The organism is Pseudooceanicola nanhaiensis DSM 18065 (assembly GCF_000688295.1).
GTDB lineage: Bacteria > Pseudomonadota > Alphaproteobacteria > Rhodobacterales > Rhodobacteraceae > Pseudooceanicola > Pseudooceanicola nanhaiensis.
Window position 1 is genome coordinate 38896 of record NZ_JHZF01000018.1, and the last position, 12817, is coordinate 51712.

Below are 12817 nucleotides of genomic sequence, written 5' to 3' on the forward strand. Positions count from 1 at the left end.
GGTCGCACCCCTCCCTCCTACTTACAGGTAAATCCCATGGCACTTCTCAGCTTCTCCGCGGCCAGCGTCGCGGCTCAGATCGCGCATGCGCGCGCCTGCTCCACCTTCCTGCCCAACTGGAACGGCCCGGTCGGCAAACCCGCCCTGATCCTGATCGTCGGCAATGGCGTCCATCTGCGCTCGAACGGGATCGATGGCACGACGACGCGGATCGTCACGACTGAACACGCCGATCCCTCCTTCGCCTTTGCCGAGGGCATCGACCCGTTTCAGGACGTCGACTGGATGGCGGCTCGGCAGGCGGCGTTTCGCGATCTGACGGGTCAGTTCTATACCAACATTCTCGACGACGTGCAGATGCTCATCGACCGCGGCCATGACACCATCCGGCTGGCCACTGATGGCCACACGATCCGCGTCTTCCTGCGCCGCGCCGCCGACTACCTGATCGGCGGCACCTACGACGTGCCCTCAGGCCTCGGCGGCACCTTCCGGGTGATCCTCAGGGACGCCACCGACACCCATGCAATCGTGAAGAACCACGGCAATTGCGAAGATTTCGACGAGATGCTGCCCTACCGGGTGCCGCTCGACGCGCTCATCGAAATCGATGATCGGAGGGCGGCATAGTGGGCTGGCTTTTCTACACCGACCGTCGCGTGAAGAGCTACGCGGACGAGAAGGCGGAGATCGCCCGGCTCTGCACCTTCGAGACGGATACCCGCAAGACAGTGCTGCTCAAGGCCTCCAAACTCGGGTCGACCTGGTATGCAGCTTTGAGGCTCACCAACATCGATGGCGCGCCGGTTGAAGACAGAACCTACGTGACCGATGCCGACGGGTCGATCACCTTCGGCGCCGTGTTCCTCACCCGCTATGACGAGGGCTGCTGGGGCTACAAGGACATGGAGGAGAGCGCCGGGCCCGTGGAGTCGCGCGCGCCGCTCAGCCTTCTGGCATTGCTCTCCGAGTTGAAGGATCCCGACAGCTATGCCCATGCCTGGCGTCAGCGCTGCCGCGACTGGGCGGCGATCCCGGACTACGACGAGGGTGACAAGATCAAACTGGCCGCACCGGTAACGCTGACCGATGGCAGCACCTGCCAGATCGTGACCGCCACCCATTACCGGCGCGGAGGGCAAAAGCGTCGCTGCTACCGCATCGAGGAGACAGGCGGCCTCGTGCGCCTGTCGAAAGCCTCGCTCGCCGGGTCCGAGCTCCTCGGCTCGGCGAAGAGTGAGGCGAGTCCGGTTCTGGCCGAGTTTTTCGCCGGGAACGATTCCTGACCGCCGGCAACATCGCTATCTGTTCAGCCTTGAGCCGCCTCCGCGCGTTTGAAAGCGCTGAGGCGGCTTTCTGTCCTGTCGGACCCACAACCTGACTCAAAGGACAGACGATATGGACAACCGAAGCCCGGCACTCGCACGCGATTTCCCATCGAAACCACAGCTTCTGCAGGCCATTCGCCTGATCGGCAGCGAGATTGAGAAGCAACCGCTCAAGAGCTCATCGCTCGCTCGGATCATGCGCGAGAGTTTCGGCGGTAGCGATGCCGGCGGCGCGTGGTCGTGGCGCATGGCCTATGACCTGATGCAGGCCGCCACGGTGACGGCGATCATGCGGGACAGCGGTTCGGACGCGCTCGCGACGGCCAGATTGCTCGCCTCACGGCTCCTGACGGAGACCCGGCGCTCCGAAGAGCAAATCCGGCTCCAGCAATTCTCGACGCCGCTGCCCTATGCGGCGCTGGCTATCCGTGCTGCCGCCATCCGCCCCGGCGAAACCGTCCTCGAACCTTCCGCCGGGACCGGCGCGCTGGCTGGTTTTGCAGTTTGCGCGGGTGGCAAACCGATGCTGAACGAGATCGATCCCTTCCGTCGGGCGCTTCTCGAGGCGGTGTTCGGGGGCGAGGTGTCCGGCTTTGACGCCGAACATATTGATGATCTCCTGACGGTGCCCGAGCTTCCCGGTGTCATCGTGATGAATCCGCCCTTCGCCTCATCGGTCGATCGGTCGCGCGACAAGCACATTGCGGCGAAACATCTGATCGGCGCTGCCAAACGGCTGGCACCCGGCGGACGTCTCGCGGCGATCATGCCGATGGGATTTTCGCCAAAACGAGACGCGGCCCATTGGGCACGGGCCTCGGCCATCGCAAAGCCCCGTCTCGCGCTCACTATTCCGGGCCACGTTTACCGCAAACTCGGCACCACCGTCGAAACCCAGCTCATGGTCTTCGACAAGGTGCAGGAGGAGATCGAGATCGTCCGCGCCATGGTCGACGATCTGGACGCGGCGCGCCAAATCATCGATGATATCGCCGCAACCCGCACTGCCACTCCCTCGATCCAAACCGGTGCGCAGTTTCGGACTGGGTCGCGCCGGGTCGGTGTCCCTGTTGCACGTCAGCGCCCAATCGCCCAAGCGGCGTCTGCCAAACCCAAATCGCATGCCGCCATCCCGCTGGCCTTCACCTGCTTCGCCACCCCCCGCGAGAACAAACCTGTCTCCGACATCTATGCCCGCTACCGCCCGCAGCGGATCGAGATCACGGGGGCTCAGGAACATCCGACGCCGCTCGTCGAGAGTATTGCGATGGCATCTGTCGCGCCCCCGGTCCCGTCGAATGAAGTTGCCTCGGACCTGAGGCTGCCCGGTCGCCTGATCGAAGGGGGTCATCTCTCCGAGGCCCAGCTCGAGACCATCCTCATGGCGAACGACGCCCACGGGCGCGACCTGCCAGGGCAGTTCACGATCGACGAGGACCAGACCCGGATGACCCGGGCTGATGATGACCCGGAGGCCCGCGCCCATCGGCTCGGATACTTCCTCGGCGATGGCACCGGCTGCGGCAAGGGGCGGGAATGCGCCGGGCTCATACTGGTCAACTGGCTCGAAGGACGGCGCAAGGCGGTCTGGATCTCCAAATCCGCCACGCTCATCGAAGACGCCATTCGCGACTGGACCGATCTCGGCGGATCGCCCGCCGACATCCAGCCGCTCTCCAAATGGAAACCCGACCAGCCTATCCCTATGGGCGACGGTATCCTCTTTGTCACCTATGCGACGCTGCGCTCTGCGGGCAAATGCGGGACGACCCGGCTCAGCCAGGTTCTCGACTGGATGGGCGAGGGGTTCGACGGGGTACTGGCCTTCGACGAGGCCCATGCAATGCAGAACGCGGCCGGGTCCGACGAGGGCAGGCGCGTCAAGCCCTCCCAACAGGGTCTCGCCGGGCTGCGCCTGCAACTTGCTGCGCCCCGGGCGCGGGTCTTCTACGTCTCGGCGACCGGGGCCACCAGTGTTCACAATCTTGCCTACGCCTCCCGCCTCGGCCTCTGGGGCCAGGGGTCCGAATACCCCTTCCCGAGCCGCGAGAGCTTCGTCTCAGCGATGGAGGCCGGCGGCGTTGCGGCGATGGAAGTCGTGGCGCGCGACCTGAAGACGCTCGGCTTCTACACCGCGCGAGCACTCAGCTTCGATGGCGTGGAATACGACGTGCTCGAACATGCGCTCACACCCGCCCAGATTGAGATCTATGACGCCTATGCCGGGGCCTTCCGGACGATTCATCATAATCTCGAAGCTGCCCTAACCGCGACTGGTGTCAACGACGCGTCGGGTCAGACGAACGCCCCGGCCGCCAAAGCTTCGGCCAAGTCCCGCTTCGAGAGCACCAAGCAGCGCTTCTTCAACCATCTCCTGATGGGTATGAAAGCTCCGACTGTCATCCGCTCCATCGAACAGGATATCGGGGACGGTTATGCCTGCGTCATCCAGGTGGTCTCAACTGGAGAGAGCCTGTTGAAACGCCGGCTTGAAGCGATGGACCCCGAAGACGATCTGGTCGAGGGGGCGTTGACGCCTCGGGATTATGTGCTCTCCTACCTCGAACAGGCCTTCCCGATCCATGCCCAGAAGCTCGTGGAGATCGACGGGAACATGGTCGTGGAGCCGCTGCGGGATGCGAATGGCGCCCTGGTTGTCTCCCGCGAGGCCGAGGCCTTGCGCGATGAGGCAATGATAGAGCTGATGTCCCTGGCGCCGATCCCTTCGGCGCTCGACCAGATCCTCTGGGCCTTCGGGGATGAGGTCGTGGCCGAGGTGACAGGGCGCTCCATCCGCCCCCTGAAAGCCAGTGAAGGTGCCCTCTTCATCGAGAAGCGGTCCGCCAGCAGTAATTCTTCTGAAACCCGGGCCTTCATGGACGGCGAGAAGGATATCCTGATCTTCTCGGATGCCGGCGGGACGGGCCGGTCCTACCATGCCGCAAAGACGGCGAAGAACCAGAAGCGGCGGCGGCACTATCTGCTGGAGCCCGGTTGGCGAGCAGACGCCGCGATCCAGGGGCTCGGGCGCACCCATCGCTCGGCTCAGGTGTCAGCGCCCTTCTTCCGGGTCTGCACCTCGGACGTGCACGGCGAGAAACGCTTCACCTCCACGATCGCCCGACGGCTTGATCAGCTGGGCGCCCTCACCAAGGGCCAGCGCGAGACCGGCTCCCAGGGCATGTTCCGCGAGGAGGACAATCTCGAAAGCCCGATCGCAAGGGGTGCGCTGCGAGGCTATTACGCCGATCTCGCCGCCGGGCGCGCGGCGGCCATGAGCTACGAACAGTTCAGCGATTGGACCGCCCTGCGGCTCATCGACCAGGACGGCGTGCTCCTGGAAGAGTTGCCGCCGATCCAGCGCTTCCTCAACCGTGTCCTGGCGCTGCCGATCCACATGCAGAATGCACTTTTTGCCGAGTTCATGAGCCGGATTGCCGATCAGACCGAGCGGGCGCGGGCCGCAGGCACACTCGATCTCGGCGTCGAGACATTGCGCGGCGAGAGGATCGAGCAGGTCTCGACCGAGGATCTCTGGACCTGTCCGCGCTCCGGAGCGGTGACACGGATCATCGGACTTGAGGTGACGGACCCCGTCCATATCCTCTCCGCAGAAGAAGCTTTGGACCGGAACCCCGACAAGCTGCCAATGATCAATAGTGCCTCGGAACGTGCGGCGCTGATCTCCTCGCGTCCGATGCAGATGTATGACGAAGAGATCGTCACACTCATGCGCAAGGTGACCCGGCCAAGCGGGTCCACCTATGTCGAGGAAGGGAAGTTCCAGGCCTCCGCCTGGAAAGAGATCGAAAAGCCCGAGTTCCGCCGCCTCTGGGACGAGGAGGCCAACAGCCTGCCGAAGGTGACCACGACGAAGCTCTACCTGCTGACCGGGCTGCTGTTGCCGATCTGGAAGGATATCCCCTCGGGCAACGAACGCATCTACCGCGTCACACCTGAGGCACAGACAGCGATGATCGGCCGGACCGTCAGCGAGGACGGCGCCGCGGCCCTGCGTGCGCGGTTCATGGTCGGCACACCGAAAACCCCGCAGGAGATGCTGACGGCGGCGCTTGGGTCCACCGCGCCGGTCGATCTGGGCCGATGTCTCACGCTCACCCGCCGCCGGGTCGCGGGCGCGGCCCGTCTCGAGATCGACGGGGCCGACCGGGGCATGATCGACGGGCTGAAGACCATGGGCTGCTTCACTGAGATCATCGCCTTCCAGCTCCGGGTCTTCGTGCCGCATGGGGAGGGCGTCGATACCGCCGCCATCCTGGCCCGGATCGTGGGGGAAGGGTCTCCAACGGCGGCGGAGCGAGCCGCATGAAAGGGAAAGTGGGCCTTGGGTCGGGGGGAACGCGGAAGGGTGCTTTGCCCCCTCGCGTTCCGCCGCCGTGGCGGGTCTCTGGACCCCTCGGCACCTTCCCCAATCCCAGACAAGAGGACGAGACCCATGACCAACTCCGAGACCACCTTTGCCGAGGCGATGGCAAAATGGCAGGCCGAGCGCGAGGCCGCCAACAAGGCCGCCCGCAGCGAACTGCTCCCACAATTGCGCGGCCTCGGCATCGCGCAAGTGATCGCCGAATACGAAGGCTATGGCGATTCCGGTAATATCGAAGACGTGACGGTGCAGCCCGCAGGCATTGCGCTCCCTGACGAACTCTGCACGAAGGTTGGCGACTTCGCCTGGTCCGTCGCCTATCACCAGCACCCGGGATTCGAGAACAACGAGGGCGGCTATGGCACGCTGACCTGGGATGTCGCCGCCGACAGCATCGCGCTGGATCATGCCGACCGCTATGTCGAGTGCTCCCACAGCCATGACGAGGGGCTTTGACATGGCCCATCCCCTGCATCATGCCGAAAGCTCCGCGCGGAAACTCGGCGGAAAGCCAGCCGACTATCAGACGGTCCACGACTGGTTCGATGCCTCTAAGGAGCATTTGGCCATCTTCACCCACCGTGCGCTGCGCCATCACACGCAAGGCATCTTCGAGGCCGAACGTGTCTTCGGGCTCACCCTCACCAACGCGGCGGGGCGCGTGATCCCCGTCCGCTGGATCGGCGAACAGCATGTCCGGGAAGACTGCCAGGGCCGCATTCCGAGCCTCGCCGACTGGCTCGGGCGTATCCAGCCCGAACCCTGGATGGCCAATGGGCATATCGACCTGATGGCACGTGAGCCCGTCGGCGATCCGCGCACGGAATGGCTGGCCGAGGTGGCTGAAGGCAAGACGATCCTCGGCCTCAAGGACTGGATGGAGGCGAGGGGATCATGATGCGCAACGTCCGCAGGTTCTACGATTGCAGCACCGCACATCTGCCCGCGCAAACCGCGGAGGCCATAGAGAACGGGCGTTTTGCCAAATCGCCGAGCTTGCAGAATGAGTATGGCTGGCTGTTCTCCGTCCCGGAGACGCTCGCCGATCTGCCGGAAGGCGTCGACTGTGACGCCTTCAAGGTGGTCATGGCGTTGGCGATGGATGCGGGGTGCGACTACGTTCTCTTCGATCGGGACGTCCCGCCGGTGCCCTATCTCGAGGTCTTCGATTGGTAGATCGAATGCGGGTGTGCAGAGGCCCGATCTGGGGATCGGGCCTCTCTTGTTTCCAACACCAATACCGAAATGGAGATCCAGATGAACGTCGCGGAGATCAAGGCCGCCGTGGATGCCGGCAAATCCGTCCACTGGTCGAATGAGGGCTACCGGGTGCATCGGGATGGCCTCGGCCAATACCTCATCACCTACGTGCCAAACGGCAGCACGATCGGTCTGACCGACCGGAGCGGCCGTCGGCTGAACGGGGCCGAGGCCGACTTCTTCATATCGGAACCGCGCCATGGTGCCGCGGCGGAGAAGGGGAGGGATGTGCGCGGGGCAACGCCGGACACATCTTCGAGCGCCGGGCCGTGCTGACGGTCAGGAGAGAAAGGAAAGAGGGCTTTGTGGTTTTGCGATCCCATGAGGGGTCGAAAAGCAATCCCGCGTGCTCTGGCCAAGTGCCGGGCAGCGGCAAACCCAAGGAGAAGACCCATGTTCGCAGGAACCCTGACCAAGAATGCCGAGACCGCAGCCACCGCCTATTCCGGCATGATCCACTCGAGCCGGTTCGACATCGCGATCCAGCTCGAGACCCGCACGAAGATGTCCGAGCGCAGCCCGGATTTTGATGTGACCGCGGTGAACAAGTCGGGCCGGAAGGTGCGTATCGGCACGGCCTGGAACGAGACCGGCAACACCACCGGTAACCATTACATCTCGATGCAGATCGATGTCGGCCTCGGGCCGTTCCGGGTCAACGCCGTGCAGACGAAGGAAGCACGCGAAGCAATGACCGGTGAATTCGAGATCATCCCGCTGGTCTCAAACGGTGGCATGAAGTCCGGTTCGATCTCGGGCGAGTTGACCGCGATGGATGCAGACAACGCCTTCGCCGGTTACATCGCCAACATGATGTTCGACCTCGAATTCATGCTGATCGAGAACGAATTCAAGACCGAGGAGACCCATCCCGACTACCGGATCGAGGTCTCCTCGCCCAAGGGCCACCCGATCCGCGTGGGTTCGGCCTGGATGGCGAAGAGCAACCGCACCGGCAACGACTACGTCTCGCTCCTCATCAACACGCCCGATGGCGATCTGCGGGTAAACGCCGTGCAGAACGAGGAGCAGCGCGGCGGCCAGACCTTCTCGATCATTCCCTTCGTCGAGAGCGGTGCGCGCGAGCGGGACGCTGGTGCGGGACTGTCTCTGGTGTCCTGATGTGACGAATCTGGTCCCGATCGATTTACGAGGCCGGCCTAGACCGGCCCGGTCTGCCTAACCTACGGGAGCTGCGGAAACGCGGCTCCCGTTTTTCTTTGTGGCCGGTCAGTTCGAGGTCAACGGCCTGCCCGTCGCAAGGTGATGGCGAAACTCGCCGGTGCGATAGCCCCGCTGGCAAAGCATCACTCCGAGGTCTCTTCCACCGTGCCATCGTTCTCGGAGGGCGTCTCACAAAAGATCTCTTCGACCGTCACCTGGTCGGGTAGTGGTCCTTGCAACGCGTCCTCGATCGCCTTGGTTGCGAAATTCGCCGAGACGGACGTCGCGAAACTGATCGTCACGGTCAGCACAAGCTCTTTTGCGGTCATGCCCAGGGCCGCGTCGACCGAGCTGTCGGTAACGTCCGCACCGGCGACGCCTTCCAACAGCGCGAGGATATCCTGTTTGGACGCGTCCGCGTCATCGCCGGCAAGGCGCATCACCACCACAACGTCAGTCATTGAAATCGTCCCACATCCGTGTCTCTCGAAATCCACTCAATGCCCGCATGAATCGGGCCCGGTTGCGACTATAGCGCGCAAGGTCTCGCCCCGCTTCACTTTTGTTCGGGATCGCCCCGCCGAGAAGCGCCGCAATGTCTTCCCCAAAGGGCGCGGTCACATCGAAGTGGTTCAGGGCGGCGAGCGCCGGAAGGACCGAGTGGCGAAACCTGTTCGCGACGTTTTGCACCTCTTCGCCGCTCGCCTCGCGGCGAACATAGTCGCCCGACTTCAGCAGGAGAAGGTGCGGTGCCACGTGGCGGAACACGGCCGCGACCACGTTCAGGTAGCGCGTCTCGGGCGTTGGATACCCATCCTCGACGGGCCCTTCCGAGGCGAGAAGTTCCAGGGTCGCGAAGACGCCGATGACGATGAACATCATGGCGCTGTCGGCTCTGTCATCACCGTCGGATGAGAGCCCCTCGATCGTGCGCATCAGCTCATAATCCGCCGACAGGAGGCTGGCTGCGGCGGCCCCGTCGGCTTCAAGCTCTGACAGGAGCCGGAATGTCGCCAGATCCAGAGGTCGCGGCAAGTCACCCGTGCTTGTTTCCGGATTCAGCGCCTTCTGATAGGCGACATGGCCTGCGGCGGCGTGGCAGGCTTCGTGGGTGGCGAAAAAGGCGACACCGGCAAACCATGCCAGCGTCATTGCGGGCTCGATCCCGCCCAACCGCTCGGCCTGAGCTGCGGTCTCTCCTTCGACGTTGACGGCTTGGAGGCGAGACAGGATGAGATCGGGTACGGCGGTTCCGATCGCGATGCGATAGCGATCCTTGCGCCAAGGCGAAATGATCGCGTCAAGGCCCGCACTTTCGCGGTGCCTCCAGTCTATCCGTTCGGCGAAAGCTGTCTCGTCGATCCCGGGGAAGAGCACGTAGGTGACGAACTCTCCGGCGACGCGGATCATGGTCAGGGTTTCGAGGTCTTCCTCACCCATTGTCAGCACCGTCGAGGATGCGATCGATCCGGCGTGTGGCCTCGAAATATCGTGCTTCTCTGACGAGGAACTTCTCGTGATCCGCGTCCGAGGGGCCTTCCCCGAACCATCTGCCGTCGCCGAAACCGATGTCTTTGGAGATCTCACTCGCCTCGAACCAGGCGGTGTCGTGGACGCGCACCGACTCTTCAAAGTCACACGGCACCAGGTCGTGAAGGGATCTGAACACCAGGTTGGTGAAGTTCATCGCCCGAAAGAGCGGGGAGGGATATTCCGTCCCCGGTCGATCCACCGGACCCTCCCTCGTGTCGAGCGCCCGCATGACAAGGATATGGGCGAACGCCAGCTGGAAGCCGTATTCGAGCCCATCCTCCGCGGTCCAGCCCCTCAGAAACGGATGTTTCTCATCCATGCTCAGGAGCATTTGGTTCAGCCCGTTCGCATCCGCGTCAAACTCGATATCCTGTAGCGTTTCCGGCAGCAATTCTGGCGATCGGCCGGGGGCTTGGTCCAGATATGTTGCCGCTTCGTCGACGAAGCCGGGTGTCGCGTCCGGAAAGAGGAGATCGATATGCCGCCGCAGGAGGTGCGCGAGTTCGTGCGAAATCACGTAGTCGAACATCTGCATCAGGATGTCGACGAAATACTCCGCACGCTCCACCTCCATCGACCAGTCATCGAAGGCAATGAGCGGGCCGTCGAGCGCCTCTTTCCACGATTTGCCCGGATCCCTCAGGGGGTGCGCGCGGGAAAGCACGTCCGGATGATGGGCTGCGGCCGTAAGGAACCGCCAAAGTTTTCGCAGCAGGCCGAGGCTTATGATGACTGCACGGCGATCGCCCGATTGGCGCGCGGCCGCGTTCGGAGCATCGCCGGCTGAGATGACGAGGTCGATCCCTTTGATGTTGAGGTCCGGATCGCGCGCGTCCAGGAGGCCTATGTTGATGTCGAAGACATGTTCGGTCCAGTGCACCAATGTCGTCTCGACTGGTGTAAGCCCTATGACGTCGAGATATCCGCCCATAGACCTGACGATGGGATCGACCTTCCAAAACGCACGCGAGACCTCTTCCATTCGATCACGATATCCCAAAGAATTTCGGGATGGGGTCGCTCCATCGCGCGTCGAACGCGAAGCGTGCAAAAAGCCCGTCCTCTGTTTCGGGGTCCTGGTCGAAATAGGCGGCGATCTCTTTCCTGAGGTCGGCCTCCCCCTCCCTGGTAATCGTGTCCCGGAGGAGATCGAGCTCGGGGAAGGCCGGCTCGAGCGGTGCCAGTAATTCCATTGCGGGCTCAAAGATCTCCGCGAAATAGTCACTTTCGGGATGTTCCACATTCCAACGCGCCCTGTGGGCGACAGAGTGCAGGAGCAACCGAAGATTTGGCGACGGGTAGGTGTCGCGGGTTCCGATCCTGTCGCGCGCCATGCGTTCCTGGCCGACCACGAAGAGTGCGTATCCGACGAATTCGGCATAAAGGTTCTCTTTGCCCGTCATGTACTGCCAGCGCGGCAGGGTCGCGGATCGCGCGAAGGCGAACTCGCCGGACATACCCGAGCAGTAGACGTCCGCATCGATCTCGACATCGCGTAGCGGAAAGCCAGGAGGCGTGTTGCCCGCATCCTGGCTCATCAACTCGTCCACCATGCACAGGCCCGCCCCGCCGTGTCGCTGTCGGAGCAGGCCGAGATGCCCTCGGACGACATGGGCCAACTCGTGAAACAAGACCGGCAGATAGAGCGACTCGAAGAAGAAGAGCCAGCTGCCCTCGATGTCCGGACCGATCTCGTTGATCGTCAGGTCGACGCAGGTTTGCACCCCGGACGTCGCCACGTCCTCCGCGAAGTCACGGAACGACAGGGACACGGTCCTTTCGAGGCGAAACCCTGAGGCCACCATGCGGGCGAGTACCGAGCTTACGACGGCCGCCCAAAGGACGTAGCCGGAGGTAAACTCGATCGAGAACGGACCGCCGACGCGCGATTGGCGGGCCCTTGCGTTCAGGTGGGTTTCCGGAGTGACGCCAACCTTGAGATCGCCGCCGTCAGGGAAGGCATACATGTCCCGCATGGCACCGGTCACGGCACGCGCCGCGGCCTGGAGATTTCTCAGCGCCATCCGCAACTGTGCCGAGTCAACGTCTGTGAACAGATCGTCAGGGAAGCTGGGGCGGTCTATGAAGTGAACCCTTCGCAACACCTGAGACTCTCTCCTTTGAACTTGCAAAAGCCTATCTCCGTCGGCCTTTCCGGGCAAATGCCGGATGAACAGGCGTTGTGTAGCCAGTGGTTCCGCGTTCGCAAGGGCTTTGACAAACGCCTATGGGCACATATCGAATATTGACGGGTCACCCATATTTGTCGCTCGACAATAATATACGAAGGGTCTCTGAGTTTAGCATTGCATGAAGCGCATAGCTGCATTGCAGCATTTGGCGTTGTTGCAGTGCAGCATTTCAGGCTAGCCTACTTTTGAGGTTGCTCTCCTCTCCTCCTCCCTGGAGATCGGCCTCAGGTTTGCGCCACACCTCCTCCCGTGGCGCGGGCAGAAGAGATCAGACGCCATCCCACCTCCCGGGATGGCGTCTTTCTTTTTTGTCCGCTCTGAAGCCCTCACGGGATCTCGGGTCGCGAAATCATCGATACTGTTGTATCGTAGCCTCAAGACCAACGATTTTCCGATGATTTCAATTCCGAGAAGAGGGTTTTACTGCGGGGCTTTCATTTCGTCTTTCCATGTCTGCTCGTGCCGACCATCGGTCTCGCGGAACCCTTCACGGTGGCCAGTTGGAACATCGCGAACCTGGGCGCTCCGGGCTCGGAATTGCGCGGGTTCGACCGCGACGCGGATGACTACACCCGTATCCGGGAGATCATCTCATCCATAGATGCGGACGTGGTCGCGTTCCAGGAGATTGGCAGCGTCGCTGCGCTGGAAGCGGTCCTCCCCGACGGGTACAGCTTCCGGTTCGAGATCCACTGCTATGAGAACGCACAGAAATGCGCGGCGGATGCCGACGACATATACAACGCGATCGCGATCAGGGACACGTTCGCGCACGGTTTCTTCCAGATCGATGAGCTCGCCGTGCCGCATCAGAACGAATGCGGCGCGCCCGCGCGCCCGGTGCGCGGCGGCGTGGGCGTCGATCTGTCGGTCGACGCTACCTGGTGCCGTCGATCCACCTGAAGGCAACCTGCAAGAACAATTCCGTCGAGCCCGGAACGGAGGATGACTGT

13 protein-coding genes are annotated in these 12817 nt (G+C 62.8%); 9 read left to right on the plus strand and 4 right to left on the minus strand.

Annotated features, from left to right (window positions below):
- The first annotated feature begins 36 nt into the window (after positions 1–36).
- The 8 genes from Q344_RS0121005 (at position 37) to Q344_RS0121040 (ending at position 8097) form a co-directional block, all read left to right on the plus strand.
- Positions 37–630: a hypothetical protein gene (locus Q344_RS0121005; protein ID WP_028288513.1), complete on the plus strand. Its 594-nt coding sequence runs from the start codon at positions 37–39 to the stop codon at positions 628–630.
- Positions 630–1286 (plus strand): DUF6927 domain-containing protein, encoded by a 657-nt coding sequence (locus Q344_RS0121010; RefSeq protein ID WP_028288514.1) that lies wholly within the window; start codon positions 630–632, stop codon positions 1284–1286. Before Q344_RS0121005 ends, Q344_RS0121010 begins: the two co-directional genes overlap by 1 nt.
- A 112-nt stretch (positions 1287–1398) precedes the next feature.
- A complete protein-coding gene (locus Q344_RS0121015; RefSeq protein WP_028288515.1) occupies positions 1399–5658 on the plus strand; it encodes a bifunctional class I SAM-dependent methyltransferase/DEAD/DEAH box helicase in 4260 nt (1419 codons plus the stop codon).
- A gap of 126 nt (positions 5659–5784) precedes the next feature.
- Positions 5785–6171: a DUF6878 family protein gene (locus tag Q344_RS0121020; protein ID WP_028288516.1), complete on the plus strand. Its 387-nt coding sequence runs from the start codon at positions 5785–5787 to the stop codon at positions 6169–6171.
- A gap of 1 nt (position 6172) precedes the next feature.
- The gene (locus Q344_RS0121025; RefSeq protein WP_028288517.1) at positions 6173–6613 is read left to right on the plus strand and encodes a DUF6915 family protein; all 441 of its coding nucleotides are present in this window, start codon (positions 6173–6175) and stop codon (positions 6611–6613) included.
- Entirely contained in the window at positions 6610–6891 is a 282-nt protein-coding gene (locus Q344_RS0121030; RefSeq protein WP_028288518.1) for a DUF5983 family protein, read from the plus strand. Before Q344_RS0121025 ends, Q344_RS0121030 begins: the two co-directional genes overlap by 4 nt.
- 81 nt (positions 6892–6972) lie before the next feature.
- Entirely contained in the window at positions 6973–7251 is a 279-nt protein-coding gene (locus tag Q344_RS0121035) for a hypothetical protein (RefSeq protein WP_028288519.1), read from the plus strand.
- Between the two features lie 117 nt (positions 7252–7368).
- Positions 7369–8097, plus strand: a complete 729-nt coding sequence (locus Q344_RS0121040) for a DUF736 family protein (RefSeq protein ID WP_028288520.1) — start codon at positions 7369–7371, stop codon at positions 8095–8097.
- Positions 8098–8282: 185 nt separating this feature from the next.
- Here the strand turns inward: Q344_RS0121040 and Q344_RS0121045 are convergent, their stop codons facing one another.
- From Q344_RS0121045 to Q344_RS0121060, 4 genes are read right to left on the minus strand one after another with little or no spacing between them, the layout of a single operon-like run.
- On the minus strand, positions 8283–8600 hold the full coding sequence (locus Q344_RS0121045) for a hypothetical protein (protein ID WP_028288521.1): 318 nt from the start codon (positions 8598–8600) through the stop codon (positions 8283–8285).
- Entirely contained in the window at positions 8593–9579 is a 987-nt protein-coding gene (locus tag Q344_RS0121050) for a hypothetical protein (protein ID WP_028288522.1), read from the minus strand. Before Q344_RS0121050 ends, Q344_RS0121045 begins: the two co-directional genes overlap by 8 nt.
- Positions 9572–10654: a hypothetical protein gene (locus tag Q344_RS0121055; RefSeq protein ID WP_028288523.1), complete on the minus strand. Its 1083-nt coding sequence runs from the start codon at positions 10652–10654 to the stop codon at positions 9572–9574. The genes Q344_RS0121050 and Q344_RS0121055 overlap by 8 nt, the downstream gene beginning before the upstream one ends.
- A 4-nt stretch (positions 10655–10658) precedes the next feature.
- Positions 10659–11696, minus strand: coding sequence for a hypothetical protein (locus Q344_RS0121060; RefSeq protein WP_156954779.1), 1038 nt, complete (start codon positions 11694–11696; stop codon positions 10659–10661).
- 627 nt (positions 11697–12323) lie between these two features.
- On the opposite strand from Q344_RS0121060, the gene Q344_RS0121065 reads away from it, so the two are divergent.
- A complete protein-coding gene (locus Q344_RS0121065) occupies positions 12324–12767 on the plus strand; it encodes an endonuclease/exonuclease/phosphatase family protein (RefSeq protein ID WP_028288525.1) in 444 nt (147 codons plus the stop codon).
- Positions 12768–12817: the final 50 nt, after the last annotated feature.